This window comes from Paenibacillus sp. USHLN196 (assembly GCF_037144955.1).
In the GTDB taxonomy this organism is placed as follows: domain Bacteria; phylum Bacillota; class Bacilli; order Paenibacillales; family Paenibacillaceae; genus Paenibacillus; species Paenibacillus xylanexedens_C.
Window position 1 is genome coordinate 308213 of the sequence record NZ_JBBCYH010000008.1, and the last position, 17318, is coordinate 325530.

At 46.5% G+C, this 17318-nt stretch carries 17 protein-coding genes and 1 riboswitch; all 17 genes read left to right on the forward strand.

Annotated features, from left to right (window positions below; translation table 11 throughout):
- The first annotated feature begins 21 nt into the window (after positions 1-21).
- The gene (locus WFI24_RS20750; RefSeq protein WP_145322566.1) at positions 22-1689 is read left to right on the forward strand and encodes a spore germination protein; all 1668 of its coding nucleotides are present in this window, start codon (positions 22-24) and stop codon (positions 1687-1689) included.
- Positions 1690-1792: 103 nt separating this feature from the next.
- Positions 1793-3124 (forward strand): diaminopimelate decarboxylase, encoded by a 1332-nt coding sequence (lysA, locus tag WFI24_RS20755; protein ID WP_145148860.1) that lies wholly within the window; start codon positions 1793-1795, stop codon positions 3122-3124.
- Positions 3125-3370: 246 nt separating this feature from the next.
- Positions 3371-3802, forward strand: coding sequence for a peptidylprolyl isomerase (locus WFI24_RS20760; protein ID WP_017687646.1), 432 nt, complete (start codon positions 3371-3373; stop codon positions 3800-3802).
- A 118-nt stretch (positions 3803-3920) separates the two neighbouring features.
- Positions 3921-5228, forward strand: a complete 1308-nt coding sequence (locus WFI24_RS20765) for a hypothetical protein (protein ID WP_336763879.1) — start codon at positions 3921-3923, stop codon at positions 5226-5228.
- Positions 5229-5394: 166 nt separating this feature from the next.
- A riboswitch (FMN riboswitch) is annotated at positions 5395-5561 on the forward strand.
- A 323-nt stretch (positions 5562-5884) separates the two neighbouring features.
- Positions 5885-6988, forward strand: a complete 1104-nt coding sequence (gene ribD, locus WFI24_RS20770) for a bifunctional diaminohydroxyphosphoribosylaminopyrimidine deaminase/5-amino-6-(5-phosphoribosylamino)uracil reductase RibD (protein WP_336763822.1) — start codon at positions 5885-5887, stop codon at positions 6986-6988.
- A gap of 60 nt (positions 6989-7048) precedes the next feature.
- A complete protein-coding gene (gene ribE / locus WFI24_RS20775) occupies positions 7049-7717 on the forward strand; it encodes a riboflavin synthase (protein ID WP_336763824.1) in 669 nt (222 codons plus the stop codon).
- A 47-nt stretch (positions 7718-7764) separates the two neighbouring features.
- Entirely contained in the window at positions 7765-8997 is a 1233-nt protein-coding gene (locus tag WFI24_RS20780; protein ID WP_336763827.1) for a bifunctional 3,4-dihydroxy-2-butanone-4-phosphate synthase/GTP cyclohydrolase II, read from the forward strand.
- Between the two features lie 102 nt (positions 8998-9099).
- Positions 9100-9567: a 6,7-dimethyl-8-ribityllumazine synthase gene (gene ribH, locus WFI24_RS20785; RefSeq protein ID WP_145322559.1), complete on the forward strand. Its 468-nt coding sequence runs from the start codon at positions 9100-9102 to the stop codon at positions 9565-9567.
- Positions 9568-9671: 104 nt separating this feature from the next.
- A complete protein-coding gene (locus WFI24_RS20790) occupies positions 9672-10472 on the forward strand; it encodes a segregation and condensation protein A (RefSeq protein ID WP_017687652.1) in 801 nt (266 codons plus the stop codon).
- Complete coding sequence (gene scpB / locus WFI24_RS20795) at positions 10441-11097, forward strand: SMC-Scp complex subunit ScpB (protein WP_336763830.1); 657 nt, start codon at positions 10441-10443, stop codon at positions 11095-11097. The genes WFI24_RS20790 and scpB overlap by 32 nt, the downstream gene beginning before the upstream one ends.
- A 365-nt stretch (positions 11098-11462) precedes the next feature.
- A complete protein-coding gene (locus WFI24_RS20800) occupies positions 11463-12188 on the forward strand; it encodes a DUF2953 domain-containing protein (protein ID WP_336763832.1) in 726 nt (241 codons plus the stop codon).
- A gap of 222 nt (positions 12189-12410) precedes the next feature.
- Complete coding sequence (gene ytfJ / locus WFI24_RS20805) at positions 12411-12887, forward strand: GerW family sporulation protein (protein ID WP_336763834.1); 477 nt, start codon at positions 12411-12413, stop codon at positions 12885-12887.
- A 132-nt stretch (positions 12888-13019) separates the two neighbouring features.
- Positions 13020-14207 (forward strand): D-alanyl-D-alanine carboxypeptidase family protein, encoded by a 1188-nt coding sequence (locus WFI24_RS20810; RefSeq protein WP_336763836.1) that lies wholly within the window; start codon positions 13020-13022, stop codon positions 14205-14207.
- 31 nt (positions 14208-14238) lie between these two features.
- The gene (locus WFI24_RS20815; protein WP_036672256.1) at positions 14239-14865 is read left to right on the forward strand and encodes a nucleoside recognition domain-containing protein; all 627 of its coding nucleotides are present in this window, start codon (positions 14239-14241) and stop codon (positions 14863-14865) included.
- Positions 14866-14871: 6 nt separating this feature from the next.
- Positions 14872-15405, forward strand: coding sequence for a spore maturation protein (locus WFI24_RS20820; RefSeq protein WP_017687658.1), 534 nt, complete (start codon positions 14872-14874; stop codon positions 15403-15405).
- A 63-nt stretch (positions 15406-15468) separates the two neighbouring features.
- Positions 15469-16287, forward strand: coding sequence for a S1 family peptidase (locus WFI24_RS20825; protein ID WP_336763839.1), 819 nt, complete (start codon positions 15469-15471; stop codon positions 16285-16287).
- A gap of 196 nt (positions 16288-16483) precedes the next feature.
- Positions 16484-17233 carry a pseudouridine synthase gene (locus WFI24_RS20830; RefSeq protein ID WP_062835222.1) on the forward strand — a complete coding sequence of 250 codons (750 nt, stop codon included), beginning with the start codon at positions 16484-16486 and terminating at the stop codon, positions 17231-17233.
- The last annotated feature ends 85 nt before the right edge of the window (positions 17234-17318 follow it).

The following is a 17318-nucleotide window of genomic DNA, read 5'->3' on the forward strand; positions in this document are numbered from 1 at the left end:
GTGGCCATAGGAGGATGGAAAATGGATGAACGTTCGGATCATAGAGGCCAGGAAAATAGGGAAGGTATAACGGAAGAGATGTTACACAAGTCTGCTTATGAGATTCAAAAGGAAGAAGAGAAGAGAGCGTACAATAAGAAGAAACAAAATGAAATGTCCGACAGCATTGAGGAATCGGTGCAGTATTGGCAGGAAAACGATGATATTTCCCCACGCATGAGTGAGAATAAATATACACTGCAACAGGTGCTCGGGCTCGGAGAATCCTTTGATGTTAATTTGAGGGAAATGGTTCTGGGTGGCAAACACGTTGGCTTGCTGATGATCACCGGCTTCGCGAAAGATGAGATATTGCTTGAAGTATTAAAAAGACTGACCTATCTCACGCCTGATGAAGTGTCAGGACATGCACTCAAATCCTATTTTGAATGTTACATTCCCCATATTCAGGTAGAAAGAGTGGACAAGATGAGTGCCGTCATCAACAAGGTTCTTACCGGCATGAGTGCGATGTTCGTTGAAGGGGATCGTTCGGTCCTAATTATGGATACCCGGAGTTATCCGGTACGTTCACCCGAAGAGCCTTCATTGGAAAGGGTCGTCCGGGGTTCCAGAGACGGCTTTACCGAAACACTCCTGACCAACGTAACCTTGGTGCGCCGCAGAATACGCGACCCAGGACTGAAGTTCGAGATCATGCAGGTGGGCCGGAGAACACAAACCGATGTCTGCGTGGTGTACATTGATGATATTGTGGATAAAGTGCAGGTGGATTCGGTCCGTGAGAAAATACAGCGAGTGGATATCGATGGTATTCCCGCCGCCGATAAACAGTTGGAGGAAGCGATTATCAACAAGGGTTGGAATCCGTTTCCACTCGTTCGTTACTCGGAACGACCGGATGTTACGGCTTCCCATTTGCTTGAAGGACGAGTTGTCATTTTCGTAGACACTTCTCCCAGTGTGATGATTCTGCCGACGACCTTTTTCGACCTGTGTGAGCATGCGGAGGAGAACAGACAGACAGCTTTGATGGGAACGTACTTACGTTGGGTGCGTTTTGCAGGGATTCTCATATCGCTGTTTTTGCTACCGCTGTGGCTTCTTATGGTCATTGACCCTTCGATTAAACCGATGGGACTCGACTTCATTGGTCCACAGGAAAATGTAAAGCTTCCGCTAATCCTACAGTTTCTTCTGATCGAGCTTGGCGTCGATTTATTACGGATGGCAGCGGTTCATACGCCTACACCTCTGGCATCGGCAATGGGCTTAATCGCAGCCATACTAGTCGGGGATATCGCGGTGAAAACCGGATACTTTGTCAATGAGGTTGTACTTTATATGGCCATCGCAGCCATCGGTATGTTTGCCACGCCGAGTTACGAGCTGGGACTCGCCAACAGGTTGGTCAGGCTGGTCCTGCTAATCGCTGTAGCGATATTTAAGGTTCCGGGATTGGTCGTGGGCAGTACTCTGCTCATATTGGCGCTCACCGTTCACCGGTCGTACAATTCTTCGTATCTCTGGCCTTTTATACCGTTTAATGCAAAGGCCTTGGGCAACTTTTTATTCCGGCTTCCGTTGCTGGAAAATAAAAAACGTCCATCATTCAACAAAACACGTGACAACACCAAAATGTCCGATGATCCGGACGGCGAACTGCGAAAAAGTAAAAAACACAAATGATCTGCCGAAAAATCCATTCATCTCGCTGCCTAATTTGGTATACTGGTGTAAAATCATTGGAATAGCAACTGTTCCAGTATATAAAAAGTGAGGAATGCAGATTATGTATTTACATGGTACAAGTAAAATAAATGCGCAAGGACATCTGGAGATTGGCGGAGTCGATGCAACTGATCTGAAAGAACAATTTGGAACTCCCCTGTACGTTGTGGACGAGCAACTGGTTCGCGAGCGTTGCAGAGAGTACATGGAAGCATTCCGTGCTTCCGGACTGGGCTTCCAGGTTGCTTACGCGAGTAAAGCTTTCTGTGTAATGGCGATGTGTGCCCTTGCAGCAGAAGAAGGACTTTCCCTGGATGTCGTATCTGATGGTGAACTATTCACAGCACTTCAAGCAGGATTCCCTGCTGAGCGCATCCACTTCCACGGTAACAACAAAACGCTGGAAGAAATCGAAATGGCTCTTGATGCAGAGATCGGATGCTTTGTTGTCGATAACTTCAATGAATTGCATCTGTTGCAGGCTGTAGCAGCAGACAAAAATCGTAAAGTAAACATTTTGCTTCGTGTGACGCCTGGTGTTGAGGCACATACGCATGAATATATTTCGACAGGTCAGACGGATTCGAAATTCGGATTCGATATTGGTAATGGTACTGCATTTGAAGCGATTGAACTGGCTTCCAAGCAGTCCAACCTGGTTCTGTTGGGTGTTCATTCCCACATCGGTTCCCAGATCTTCGAAGTTGAAGGATTCCAGATGGCTGTTCAACGTGTTGCTGAATTTGCAGCAAGCGTATATGAGCGTCTTAACGTTGCTTTCAAAGTAGTTAACCTTGGTGGTGGATTCGGAATTCGTTATATCGATGGAGATACGCCACTTGAAGTTGCACAATACGTGAAGGCTATTACAGATGCCGTTAAAAATCATTTTGCTCAAATCGGCTATGCCGTGCCTGAGATCTGGGTTGAACCAGGCCGCAGCATCGTAGGTGAAGCGGGAACAACACTGTATACCGTTGGAACGAGCAAAGACATCCCAGGTGTGCGTAAATATGTTGCTGTTGATGGGGGGATGACCGATAACCCGCGTCCAGCTTTGTATGAGTCCAAGTATGAAGCTGTGCTTGCGAATCGTGCGAATGAGGCAGCCCAGGAAACGGTGTCTGTTGCGGGTAAATGCTGCGAGAGTGGTGATATGCTGATCTGGGATCTCGACTTGCCAAAAGTGGAAAGCGGCGATCTGCTCGCTGTAGCTTGTACAGGTGCATATAACTACTCCATGGCAAGCAACTACAACCGGATTCGTCGTCCGGCAGTAGTATTTGTCAAAGACGGTCAAGGAGATGTAGTGGTACGTCGTGAGACGTATCAGGATATCATCCAGAATGACCTGGTACCTGCGCGTATTGGCAAACAGCCAGTTACTCGCTAATTCGTCAAAGATAATGCGTTTCTGCATTATTCAGGATATATGGGTTTTACAGTTGAAGCAGATGAAAAGGGAACTTCCTTTTCGTCTGCTTTTTGTGTATTGAGACTAAATTATGAAAAAAATTGCCGTTTTTTTTGCGATCCAGACATTTTCGGTGTACACTAAGAAAAGTGCTGTAATGCTTGGCCCAGGGTCATGCGTTCTGGCACCATTAACGATGGTCAATACGAAAGGAGTCATTTACATATGGCGAAACAAGCGAAAATTAAATTGGCAAACGGCGGAGAAGTTTTGATCGATCTGTTCGATCAAGAAGCTCCAAACACAGTAGCAAACTTTGAGAAACTGGCGAACTCCGGTTTCTACAATGGTCTTACATTCCACCGCGTTATCCCGGGCTTCGTAGCTCAAGGCGGATGCCCTAACGGTTCCGGTGCAGGTGGCCCAGGTTACACAATCAACTGTGAAATCAACCCGAATAAACATGAGCGCGGAACACTCGCTATGGCACATGCTGGCCGTAACACAGGTGGAAGCCAGTTCTACATCTGCTACCAACCGCAACCACATTTGGATGGACAACATACTGTATTTGGTAAAGTAACTAAAGGTATGGAGTTCGTAGACGCTTTAGAAGGTAAAGACAAAATGGAAACTGTTGAAGTTGTAGAAGCTTAATTCCTTCAGCTTAACTGGATCCAAACATGAAGTGCTTCTTTTATAGAAGCACTTTTTTTATTTTTCATATGTCACGTATTCGAAATCGATGATTGGAAAGGATGAATGAACCTTGGATATGGTTACTCAGCTAAGCTTGTTAAAACAAATGTATAGTGAGCGTACGTTGTGGGATGAAGAACTGCAGGCATCGCGACATCTCGTTCCGAATAGTATATCCGTACAGCATCGAGAAGCGCTTGAGGCAGCCGGGCATGAACCGAATCAATTTGTACGTCCGCAACATGATGAAACGATCACTGAACTGAAAAAACTTGCGAATCAATGGACGATAGAGGATGCAGCGCAGGCCTTTGTCTCTTCTTTGTGGTCAGCACCCATGATCTGGCGCTCGTTGCTTACGGGCAAGCTTATTGCAAGTCGTATGCCAGACCATGAACATACGCCGTATCCATCTTCGAGTACGTGTAAAATCTGCGGGTTAAGCGTAGATCAAGCAACCGACACGACGTTGCAATGGTATTGGAGGATGACCAATGGAACCCCTTTGGACGGTGATCCCTTTGGACAAATGCTAGCACTTCGAGAGCTGGCTGCCGCACAGGAGCTTCCAATACCAAATGAATACGACCGCTGGACATTCCGTGCGGTGTTAACGGTGCTTCGCGAATTACCTCCCAAAACACGCTACAGCAAGGCAGCAATAGCGCTCAAGAAGGAACGGCTTTTGCCTACACAAAAGGAATATGCCTATCGTGACCTGCTCGAGACGTTAGCTCTGATTGGCATACTGGATACGCCGGAACATCCCGGAATGATAACTCAATTTACTTCTTACATACAGCGTGACGAGCGTCCCAATGTACGGGTTGAAGTACAGGCGCCTTTGGCGTGGTGGGACTCATCTATTGGAATTAATGAGAACAACCTGAACAAGATATTCCATGGTTTTGATCTGAGTAGTACATCTCATGAAGAGAAGCCTGAAGAGAGCCCACCTGTAAAGGACACGATCTTAGGAGCATTGGAGAAGAAGAGAAGTGTCCGGGGGAAAGTACCAAAAGCATCTCCTGATGCAGGTACCGGGGAGGTACAGCCTGGAGATGTGTATGCTGTTCGGGTCAGGGAAGGTGTATGGGTGACGGTGTATTGTCATGAAGTCAGAGACAAACGCGTCATCGTCGAATATCTGGATGGTGTGTTTCCAGAGATGCCGGGAAAAGCAGATTTGCATGAGACATTTCGACCGAGAACGAATGGACGCTGGAAATGCTCGGCTATAGCGATCGATTCCACAAGTTGGGTCAGAAGGGTGGCAAGAGAGTTCCCGCTTCCGACTTCGCCCTTGCAAGAACCTGACCGCATTCCATTTCATAATGCCAAAGAATTAAAGCATATGGCGAGTTGGTGTTTTCCCGAATTGTAGAATGAGACGATGAATATGAAATGCTTTCAAAGAAAAACCGTACCTCCATGGGAGGAAGCGGTTTTTTGTTGTTTCTTAGCTTATTAAAAGTTAGTATGTGACAAAAAGGAACAAAAAACAATTGATTTTTTGGCATTAAAGTGCTAACATCCAATTAATAACGAAAGCAATCCTTCAGGGCAGGGTGCGATTCCCTACCGGCGGTGATGCAGGAAGTGTAAGGACACATGTCCAGCACTTGATGCAAAGTCCGTGACCTGTCTGCCTGTGGCAGATGGCTGATCTGGTGTAATTCCAGAACCGACAGTATAGTCTGGATGGGAGAAGGAGAGGTGCAGACCTAACAGGTTTGTACTCAGCAGGAGTATTGCTGCACAGTCACTATTCGTGATGTATTCACTGTGCGGGGAAGATCCGGTTACGCCGGACAGTTCCATACATGTGCCACACTATAGAAGCTCTTTACCTGTGATTGATGTTCATTAAGGTATGTGTCTATTTTCACTTGCCCGAAATGAAGTTTTGGGCAAAGTGTTGGCGTGCTGTATCCATTTCACTCCTGCTGTTGACATTTGTCTCTCATCATCCCCATCGAACTGATTGTTCGACGGGGATTTTTTTCATAATCAAGACTTTAAACCGCGGGGTGAACGGATTTGGAAATGATCAATGATGAATTTTATATGGCACTGGCACTTGATATGGCAGAACGAGCACAAGGACAAACGGGAATTAATCCGGTCGTTGGATGTGTAGTTGTGAAAGAAGGGCGTATTGTAGGCCTGGGAAGTCATCTGAAACGTGGAACCGGTCATGCAGAGGTACATGCATTGAACATGGCAGGCAGCGACGCAGAAGGCAGTACGGTATACGTTACACTTGAGCCCTGTAGTCATTACGGCAAGACGCCACCTTGCAGTGAACGCCTGATTCACGAAAAGGTTAAACGTGTCGTGGTATGTTGTGAAGATCCAAATCCGCAAGTATCCGGCAGGGGCATTAGCATGCTCCGTCAACAAGGCATTGAAGTTGAAGTTGGCGTATTGCGTGAGCGTGGAAGACGGATGAATGAAAAATTCATTAAATTTATTACAACGGGCCTACCTTTTGTGACGCTGAAGACAGCTACTACGTTGGATGGCAAGATTGCCACTCGCAGCGGAGACAGCAAGTGGATTTCTAATGAGCCCGCTCGTGAGATTGTGCACGCCCTTCGTCATCGTCACCAGGGAATTATGGTTGGCGTAGACACAGTGATTGCCGATAATCCGGAGCTTACAACCCGTTTGCAAGTGGAAGGCATCAGTCCGGTACGCATTGTGGTGGATTCCAAGTTACGTCTTCCTTTAGGTGCCAAAATGGTTAAAGATGGTCTAGCCCCAACATGGGTACTGACAACAGACGAAGCCAGTCCTGAAGCTGCTGAGCGTTTGGAAGCCTATGGTGTCGAAATTATACGCTGTGGTCCTGGGCCACGTGTGGATCTGTTAAGCGGACTTAGCAAGCTGGGTGAGCGTGAGATTGGTTCAATTTTGCTTGAAGGTGGAGGCACCCTGAATGGAGCCATGCTGGAGGCAAGATTGGTCGATCGACTACTTATGTTCATCGCCCCAAAGATTGTAGGCGGTTATGATACACCTGGAAGTTTCCGCTTCGAGGGTGTGGAACGCATGAATCAGGCGATTCAATTGAATCAGCTGGAAATCAAACAAGTTGGGGATAATATCAGCATTGGCGGTATTCCGGTATGGCCTGAATAAATAAATGGATCTTAAAGTAGTAAGTTAGGGTCCTTAGAAATGATCGAGGGAGGCGGCAGCATGTTTACCGGTTTGGTGGAAGAAGTCGGTCAGATTCGGCGTATTGGTCGGAAAGGCGAAGCGATGGTCCTGAATATCGGAGCTTCCGCCATCATGGACGATCTGAAGATTGGCGATAGTGTAGCAGTGAACGGAGTGTGCTTAACTGCGACAACGCTGGAAGGTGGAGGTTTTACCGCTGATGTAATGCCTGAAACGTTTCGGCATACCAATCTCAGTCAGTTGCAATCTGGCAGTAAAGTTAATCTGGAGCGAGCCATGCAATCAGGTGGCCGTTTTGGCGGACATATCGTTCAAGGCCATGTGGATGGTACTGGAGTGATTGGCAGTATAACACGTGATCAGAATGCGATTGTGTTTGAAATCAAACCTGATGATCACCAGTTGTTCAAATACCTGATTCCTAAGGGGTCCGTTACATTGGACGGTATTAGCTTGACTGTTGTTCATACGTCACAGAGTGCATTCACCGTTTCCATTATCCCGCACACCATTGGTGAGACTGTACTAAATGTGAAAAAGACAGGGGATACCATTAATATCGAATGCGATATTTTAGGCAAATATGTGGATCATCTGCTTCAGTATGGAAGAGGACATCAGGAGACAGGTGCTGGCAAGCCGCGCAGTATCAGTGAAGATTTTCTCGCCAATCACGGATTTGCATAATATCTATACAAGAACATAGAGAACAGAAATATACTGGAGGTGGACCAATGTCAGAACAATCCATTCTGGACACGGTAGAAGAAGCCATATACGATCTCATGCGTGGCAAACCCGTCATTGTTGTGGATGATGAAGATCGGGAGAACGAAGGCGATTTTATCGCTTTGGCCGAAAAGGCAACACCTGAAGTGATTAATTTCATGATCACTGAAGGCAGAGGTCTGGTCTGTGTTCCCATTACACAACAACGTGCGGACGAACTCAACCTGAAACCCATGGTTCAACAAAATACAGATTTCCATGGAACGGCCTTCACCGTCTCTGTGGACCACAAAGATACTACAACGGGTATCTCGGCACATGAACGTTCCATCACCGTGAAGGGTCTGATTGATCCTGAAGCGAAAGCTGGGGACTTCCGCAAGCCTGGTCACATGTTCCCATTGATTGCAAAAGATGGTGGTGTACTGCGCCGTGCCGGACATACGGAAGCGGCTGTAGATCTCGCTATCATGTGCGGTTCCTACCCTGCGGGCGTAATCTGTGAAGTAATCAAGGAAGATGGTACGATGGCCAGACTTCCGGATCTGCAGGAGATTGCCCGCAAGCATGAACTGAAGCTGATCAGTATTCAAGACATGATTCGTTACCGTAACGAAAAAGAGCAGCTGGTTCAACGTGAAGTGGCTGTGCGTATGCCAACAGATTTTGGCGAGTTTCAAGCGGTGGCTTATACGAACGCTGTAGACAACAAGGAGCATGTGGCTCTGGTCAAAGGTGAGATTGATGGTTCGAAACCTGTCCTGGTGCGTGTGCACTCTGAATGTTTGACAGGCGATGTATTCCATTCTCATCGTTGTGATTGTGGTCCCCAGTTTGATGCGGCACTCAAACAGATTCATGAGGAAGGCAATGGCGTACTGCTCTATATGAGACAGGAAGGTCGAGGAATTGGCCTGATCAACAAACTCAAAGCTTACAAGCTCCAAGAAGAAGGTCTGGACACCGTGGATGCAAACCTGAAGCTGGGCTTTGCTGCCGACTTGCGTGATTACGGGATTGGCGCTCAAATTCTGAAAGACCTTGGGGTTCGTCAGATCAGACTGCTGACCAACAATCCTCGCAAGATCAAAGGTCTGGAAGGATATGGACTTGAAGTGGTGGAGCGGGTTGCGATTCAGATGCAAGAGAACGAGGACAATACCGTCTATCTTCATACGAAACAAGCCAAATTGGGTCATATGCTCAAGTTCGATGATATCGAGCAGAACGAAGAGTAAATGTATTTTAAATGAATAACTTTTGATATGTAATTTATGGAAGTCGTTACTAAGAGACATCCGGTGCTTACATTATATTATACCGTTAGGGAGATGACTTGAATGCCACAATTTTTTGAAGGACATTTAGTATCAGAAGGATTAAGATATGGAGTTGTTGTTGGACGTTTCAACGAATTCATCACGAGCAAATTGCTTAGCGCAGCGCTCGATGCATTCAAACGTCACGGCGTGAAGGATGAGGAAGTGGATGTAGCCTGGGTCCCAGGTGCGTTCGAAATCCCTTTAATAGCGCAGAAAATGGCGGAGAGTGGCAAGTATGATGCGGTGATTACGCTGGGAACTGTCATTCGTGGATCAACGACACATTACGATTATGTATGTAACGAGATGGCTAAAGGGGTAGCGGCAATTAACCTGAAAACAGGCGTGCCTACAATCTTCGGTCTGGTTACAACAGAAAATATTGAACAAGCGATTGAACGTGCCGGAACCAAGGCTGGTAACAAAGGTTGGGATGCAGCTACGGCGGCAATTGAGATGGCAAACTTGACGAAACAGCTAAAATAGTGCTTATTTAATAGTAGTGCCCTGCTTTGCGCAGACGAAAACGGGAGACCGGATTCGGACGGCTTAGCAGGGTTTTGTATTTTTCTGGCGGGAGGATTCGTCTAGTGACGGTAGTTACATACAAACTGGAGACTTTTGAAGGGCCTTTGGATCTGCTGCTTCATCTGATTGATAAGGCTGAAATTCATATCCAGGATATTCCCATCAGCGATATTACCGATCAATACATGGCGTATCTGCATTCGATGCAGGAACTGGAACTGGATATTACGAGTGAATTTCTGGTCATGGCAGCAACACTGCTGTCGATCAAGAGCAAACTTTTATTGCCCAAACCACCGGTAATTGAGGATTTCGAGGATTATGATTATATGGAAGAAGAAGATTATGATCCACGTGCAGAGCTGATTGCACGTCTGATAGAATATCGCAAGTACAAGGGCATTGCGCGTCATCTTCATGAACGCGAGTGGGAACGGAGCCTTATTTTTTCCAAAGAGCCCGAGGATCTGCGCCCGTATATGCCTGTAGAAGCCCCTTCGAACCCGGTAGAGGGTTTGCATACCTCTGATCTGATTGCTGCATTTCAGAAGGCGCTACGCAAGGCTGAGAAGCGTACAACTGTAACCCGGATCAAACGGGATGAAATTTCGGTTAAGGACCGGATACGGGATGTCATCGGCGCTTTGGAAAGTATGGGGCCGGGAGGCAGACTTTTATTCTCCAAGTTAATGGATGAGCATATCTATCGCCATGAGATTGTCGTGACTTTTCTGGCGGTGCTGGAACTGATGAAGATGAAGCAGATTGTCTGTTATCAGGAAAGGATGTTTGAGGATATCGTTATGGAGTGGAGAGGGGAAACAAAGAATCATGGATTTTCCGAAATTGAAATCGATTATTGAAGGCCTGCTGTTTTTGTCCGGAGAAGAAGGTCTGAGTATCAAACAAATTGCCGAGATCGTCGATCAGCGAGTTGAGCTGGTAACGGACGCGATTGAGGAGATGATCAGTGAATTTACACAGCAGGGACGAGGTGTACAGATTCTCAAAATCGCTGGCGTAGTCCAGCTGGGCACCTTGCCTGAGCATGCAGTGTATTTCGAGAAACTTGCATACTCTCCAGCTCGTACCTCCTTATCGCAGGCGGCTCTGGAGACGCTGGCCATCGTGGCATATCGGCAGCCGATTACACGGGTTGAGATTGAGGAAATCCGTGGTGTAAAATCGGAGCGTGCTATTCATACACTTGTGAATAAGGATCTGATTATAGAAGTGGGACGAGCCGAGGCGATTGGACGACCGATTCTCTATGGAACGACCAAGTCATTTTTGGATTACTTCGGACTGGCTTCCCTTAAAGATCTGCCAGAACCAGGTTTGTTCGAAGATTCGGAAAACCTGGAGGAAGAGACACAATTGTTATTCAACAAACTGGATTTGGAACAACTGGAACCGGACAGTGCTGATTCGGCGGATGATCTAATTCATGTCGACAATGAAGATGATAATCCGGATTCTTCACTTTAATTTGCAAGTTCATATTAACCGACACCGTTAGTGGAGTCGGTTTTTTTGTGCATTATTTTTAGATGAATTGAACTTAATATTTACACAAAACGGAGAGGACAGAAATAAGCTGAAGAAACGGAGTGTTCGCCTTTATCCCCGGATTTACCCTTTAGAGAAGGGAATCAAAAAAATCTGGAGATAACAGCGATCGGAAGGTTATTCTGTCATCGGAGTGCCAGTGTAGTCCAATTCATGTATATAAAAGGTATAACGGACCGTTCCAAACAAATACGAAATGGGATTTTTAGGTCCAACGTGAATTTTTTCCTATCCAGAGTGCCATACTAGACGAGAAAAGAATTGAGGGCTTGGAGGTAAGGCCTGTGTGGATTTGGCTTGGAGGAATCGGGTTGTTGATCGCATTGCTGATTACCGCAGTCCTCATCTCGAATGTTCATGTTCACTTTATTTTTAACAAACATAAAAGTGATGACTACGCCAATATTAATGTTCGTTTTCTCTATGGGATTGTTCGAATGAATTATGAGATCCCGAGTATTGTTTTTCGCAATATGAAGGAAGGTTTTCTGGTCAAGACCGAACAATCCATGAATCATTCCAGAGGGAGGACCGAGGGAAGCGAGCGAGTTAACAAACGTAAAGTTAAAAAGTGGGTTAAAGATGTCAAAATCATGCTGAGGGCTACCGATGCGTTGAAGCTCTGGCTGAAGCAGACCCTTACTCGTGTACATATGACCCAATTATCCTGGTCTACTCACATCGGGGTAAGTGATGCTGCGTATACGGCCGTCCTTACGGGCTGGGTATGGGGTATCAAGTCGATTATCATTGGTTTTCTGACCTATCAGGTTAAGTTTGAAAAGACGCCAATGCTTGAAGTTATGCCGGTATGGTCAGATGAGATGGAGTTTCGGACGGAACTTGAATTCCGATTGAAGATTCGGATTACAGCCATTTTGTTTGCGGGAATAACGTTATTAACTCGTGTGTTACAAGTCGAGGGCGGATGGCGGATGTGGTTCAAGCTTCTGCGGGAGCAGCGTCGTAAACACAAGGAGAAACAAAAGCTCGAAGGGGCAAAGCCATAACTTTTGAAGACAGCGATGTGTTATTCGTGCGTGTTTACGCAATTTGGAATGGCGGTTTCTGATGGATACATGTGATGCTAGGACACTCGATACACATTTTACCAGATGAGTCTGAGAAATCGCAGGTATGGATAAAATGCATTTGTTACATAAGTCCCCTGGTGTTTGGGGATCATATGGTTAGATCAAACCTAGCTTACATTGAAACTGGAGGGAATTCAGATGTCAGATCATCCAATTCAAGGCTTAATGGAAACTGCAATGGAAAATATCAAGGCCATGGTGGATGTCAATACTATCGTTGGCGATGCAGTTGAAACACCTGATGGTACAGTCATTCTGCCGATCAGTAAAGTGGGTTTTGGATTTGCAGCAGGTGGTAGCGATTTTCGTGTAAATGATGAAAAGAACAAGGAGACGGGTTCGACGACTGGAGCGAAAACAGAGCATGCTTCTGTATCTTCACCTTTTGGTGGAGGTAGTGGTGGTGGCGTATCCATCCGCCCAATTGCATTTCTTGTCGTTGGCAAACAAGGGGTACACATTGTACCACTCGATAACTCCACGCATTTGTTTGAGAAGCTCATTGACTCTACGCCTTATGTTCTTGACCGAATCCAGGGCATGTTCCAACGTAATACAACACAAACGAATACAACAGATGTACCCGTTACACCAGACCCATCAACTTATAGCTAAGATCTATACGCAAAGATCCCTTCCGCACTCAATGCGAGAGGGATTTTTTGTTGTTTTCCCCTATGGGACATACTCCAAGTTGTCCGAACATAAGATAGTACAAGATTCCAAGTGACCCGGAGGAATGAATTGATGCGAAAAATAACGAAAGTCATTGCATGCATGCTTATCCCTGTCTTCTTGCTGTCTTCATTTGGGGTTACTCAAGCCCAGGCGACGATTCAAGGTCCGTCTACACATGCGCAAAGCGCTGCTCTCATTGATGTCACATCAGGCCGGATCTTATACAGCAAAGATGGGGATAAGGAACTGCGAATTGCCAGTTTGACCAAAATCATGACGGCAATCGTTGCGATTGAACACAGCAAGCTGGATGAAAAAGTTAAAGTGACGCCCACCGCTTTTGCCAAAGAAGGATCATCTCTCTATCTCAAGTTAGGTGAGGAGATGACGCTTGAAAACATGTTGTACGGGCTAATGCTCCGTTCAGGCAATGACGCTGCCTCTGCGATCGCAGAACATGTGGGAGGTTCGGAAGAAGGCTTTGTCCTGTTAATGAACAAAAAGGCGGAGCAAATCGGTCTGACGCATTCCCACTTTATGAACCCTCATGGACTGGATGCAGAAGGTCACTATTCTACAGCTAATGATTTGGCCCGATTAACGGCATATGCGCTACACAACCCGGTGTTCAAACGTATCGTAGCCACGGAGGACAAATCCGCGCCGAATCCCAATGAAAGCTGGGAATACTCCTGGCACAACAAAAATAAAATGCTGCGGATGTATGAAGGTGCGGATGGAGTGAAAACCGGCTACACGAAGAAAGCTTTCAGATGTTTGGTCAGCTCCGCTACACGTAATGGTCAGCAGCTCGCCGCGGTAACGTTGAACGATGGAAACGATTGGAACGATCATGCTCGGATGCTTGATTTCGGGTTTGAGTACTTCCCGTTGGTAGAGGTCGCGAAGCAAGAACAGCCTGTTCAAAATACAGATGTCGTTACAGGCCGCGGATTTTGGTACCCACTGGCTAAGAGTGAACAAGGCTCATTGACCAAGAAGTTGATCCTACACGAAAATCGAGGACAGTCTGAAACGGAAGGCAATGAACAATCAACAGATCCTTCGTTCGGATTGGCAGGTCGGATTGATATGCAGCTTGATGGCAAACTTGTTGGCTCCATTCCGGTGTACCGCAAAGGTAGTTACATTCCTCCTGAACCGAAGACAGAAGATGCTACGCTGGGCGGAATTGGCGATTTCTCTTCCTGGGCAGCAGCATGGCGTGCTGTATTAAGTCACCTGTTATCACCTTAGCTAAATTGACATTGAGGGGAGGGTATAACCCATGATCAATCTAATTTGGCTGCTCATGATCTTAATCGGATTTGCTTTTGCAGCCGTCAACGGCAATATCGAAGTGGTCACACAAGCTGCTTTCGATGGAGCGGCAACGGGAGTCACGGTCTGTTTTGGACTGATTAGTGTGCTTGTGTTCTGGATGGGGATGATGAAAATGGCTGAAGATGCCGGTCTTCTGGCGAGGATCGCCAAGCTGCTCGGTCCGGTTGTTGGTTTCCTGTTCCCTGATGTGCCCAAAAATCATCCGGCAATGGGTTATATTCTCTCCAATATGAGTGCCAATCTGCTGGGGCTTGGAAATGCGGCTACGCCGATGGGAATCAAAGCCATGCAACAGCTGCAGGAGCTTAATCCGGATAAACAAACAGCTTCTCCTGCCATGTGCACCTTACTGGCTCTCAATACGGCAAGCATTACCATTATACCTACAACTCTCATCGCCATCCGGTTAAACTATCATTCTGCAAATGCTACAGAGATTGTGGGCACAACACTGATGGCTACCATTATCGCTACACTTGCTGCTATAATCGCCGATCGCTGGTATCGAAACAGGGCATTACACAAACCGCCGCGTATACAGAAAAGTGGCAATCCCGGCATGAAAGGATGAGCACCCTTGTTAACCTTCATCAACTGGATCTCTGTCTGGGCCATCCCGGTTATTATCGCGTTTGTTCCATTATATGCGTTTACCAAAAAGGTCCCGGTATACGAATCCTTTGTTGATGGGGCCAAAGATGGATTCTCGACTGCAATTAGCATTATTCCGCATCTCGTGGGCATGATGGTCGCAATCAGCGTATTTCGTGCCTCGGGTGCATTGGATTTTGTAATTAGCCTGTTCGCACCGCTTGTGTCATGGATGGGTGTGCCGGGAGAAGTGTTACCACTCGGGATTCTGCGTCCGTTGACCGGGACAGGCTCTCTTGCATTTACGACGGATCTGATCAAAACCCATGGCCCTGATTCTATGATCGGACGCATGGCATCAACGATTCAGGGGAGTACGGATACCACGTTATACGTGTTGACTGTCTATTTTGGAGCTGTGGGTATTCGTAACGGTCGATATGCACTCAAAGTGGGGTTGTTTTCCGATGTCGTTGGTTTTATCGCTGCGCTAGCCATTTGTTTACTCGTTTTCGGTTAAAAGATATCTCCTCTCCTTCCGATATATTAGATATGCTAGAATGATAGCGGAGGAGAGTGAGACATGCAGAAGAGTTGGAAACGAATGCTCCGTTTCGGAATGTCAGGCGTGCTTGCCATTGCAATGCTCGCAGGGTCAACGGGAATGGCGGCGGCTCAAGCCGTTCAGACGATACATTTTACAGGTTACTTCGACAAACAGTTGCGTGCACAAATGGCAGTCACAGCGGATTCTTTTCCAGTCGTGAATGTACGGTTGGTCAAGCAGGATGACCCGGATATGGTATATTATGATGTTGGTACCTCGATCCTGATCTCGAAGGATGAAGTGCTCACGAATTATCATGTCGTTCAGGGTTATGCTGAATTGTCTGATGGCGATGAAGGTACACTGACTGTTGCGAGTCCTGGCTCCTTGGGTAAGCCTGTAAAGGCGAAGATTATTAAGACAGATCCAGTGACAGACATGGCACTGCTGAAGCTGGACAAGGAAATAGACGCCAAACCGGTCACATTCACGAATGCAAGGGATAATCAGGTTGTCTATACGATTGGATTTCCCAAAAATCCCGCTGGTGATCTTGTCATCCTGGATGAGGATTTTCCTTCAACCTACAACACCATAGCCAAAAGCCGAGTGTTCAGCTCCCAGGCTACGGATGTTCCAGGCAAAAAGGGAATCGGCAGTATTGTGAAATCCATGGCACAAGGTAATTCAGGTGGCCCCGTTCTGGATCAGAACAACCGGGTGATCGGTATGATGACATTTGTGTACGGTGGACGCACCTATTATATTACTTCCAAAACATTGCAGACTTTCATTAAAGACAGCAGCACGCCTGCCAAAAAGCAGATTGCGGTTGCTGGTAAAGTTTCCAATTAAATGATTTGAGGAAAAGGCTTATCTCTACGCCATCTGTGAGAAACAGGTTGTGTACAGGTAGGCTTTTTCTCCGTTAATCTGGAGCAGGAAAATGCCCTAAAATGAATATTCGTGTCCCCAGTTTACAAAATCATTGGATTATCCTTGTGATTTCCCTGTTTGATGGGTATCATTAGTGTGAGGTGACATGACAAACATGGAAAGATTACAAAAAATTATCGCACAGGCAGGCATTGCATCCCGCCGCAAGAGCGAGGAACTGATCCTGTCCGGCAAAGTGGAAGTTAACGGGGAGGTCGTAACCGAACTGGGTACGAAAGCGAACCCCGAAGAGGATATGATTACGGTTAATGGAAAACCGATCCGCAGTGAGAAAAAAGTGTACTTGATGTTGAACAAGCCAAAAGGCGTAATTACAAGTGCATCTGACCCCGAAGGTCGGAAAATTGTATCCGACTATCTGAAAGGTGTCAAAGAACGCGTATATCCTGTGGGTCGTCTGGATTATGACACAGAGGGATTATTAATTCTGACCAATGATGGTGAGTTTGCACACTTGTTGACGCACCCGAAGCATCACGTACCTAAAACGTATCATGCAACGGTTAAAGGTGTGCCGCATGGTACAGCTCTGGAGAAATTAAAGACAGGCATTATGCTGGATGACGGCATGACTGCTCCTGCAGAGGTGGAGTACAAAGATGTGGATACGGCGGCCAATGAGTCGGTCATTTCCATTACGATCTACGAAGGACGTAACCGTCAGGTTAGACGTATGTTCGAGGCAATCAACCATCCGGTAACCCGTCTGAAACGGATTTCATTTGGTGGGATTTTGCTACAAAACCTGAAACGAGGTTTGACACGCAATCTGACCAAAGAGGAAGTCAACAACCTGATTACCCTCGCACAATCAGAACCAGCCAAAAAAATGAAAAAAAGGTAATGTGAGGACACATAATTTTCATAAAACCGCCGCAGTTTTGTGACGAAATTCGCTATAATTGTTCATAGGATGTTCACAGTTGTCT

Bases quoted from the DNA above. Each gene is read 5' to 3' on its own strand.
- ytfJ (WP_336763834.1), top strand. From the start codon at position 12,411: ATGTCAGATCATCCAATTCAAGGCTTAATGGAAACTGCAATGGAAAAT.
- WFI24_RS20825 (WP_336763839.1), top strand. From the start codon at position 15,469: ATGCAGAAGAGTTGGAAACGAATGCTCCGTTTCGGAATGTCAGGCGTG.
- WFI24_RS20830 (WP_062835222.1), top strand. From the start codon at position 16,484: ATGGAAAGATTACAAAAAATTATCGCACAGGCAGGCATTGCATCCCGC.
- WFI24_RS20750 (WP_145322566.1), top strand. From the start codon at position 22: ATGGATGAACGTTCGGATCATAGAGGCCAGGAAAATAGGGAAGGTATA.
- lysA (WP_145148860.1), top strand. From the start codon at position 1,793: ATGTATTTACATGGTACAAGTAAAATAAATGCGCAAGGACATCTGGAG.
- WFI24_RS20780 (WP_336763827.1), top strand. From the start codon at position 7,765: ATGTCAGAACAATCCATTCTGGACACGGTAGAAGAAGCCATATACGAT.
- WFI24_RS20765 (WP_336763879.1), top strand. From the start codon at position 3,921: ATGGTTACTCAGCTAAGCTTGTTAAAACAAATGTATAGTGAGCGTACG.
- WFI24_RS20810 (WP_336763836.1), top strand. From the start codon at position 13,020: ATGCGAAAAATAACGAAAGTCATTGCATGCATGCTTATCCCTGTCTTC.
- ribE (WP_336763824.1), top strand. From the start codon at position 7,049: ATGTTTACCGGTTTGGTGGAAGAAGTCGGTCAGATTCGGCGTATTGGT.
- ribH (WP_145322559.1), top strand. From the start codon at position 9,100: ATGCCACAATTTTTTGAAGGACATTTAGTATCAGAAGGATTAAGATAT.
- WFI24_RS20815 (WP_036672256.1), top strand. From the start codon at position 14,239: ATGATCAATCTAATTTGGCTGCTCATGATCTTAATCGGATTTGCTTTT.
- scpB (WP_336763830.1), top strand. From the start codon at position 10,441: ATGGATTTTCCGAAATTGAAATCGATTATTGAAGGCCTGCTGTTTTTG.
- WFI24_RS20760 (WP_017687646.1), top strand. From the start codon at position 3,371: ATGGCGAAACAAGCGAAAATTAAATTGGCAAACGGCGGAGAAGTTTTG.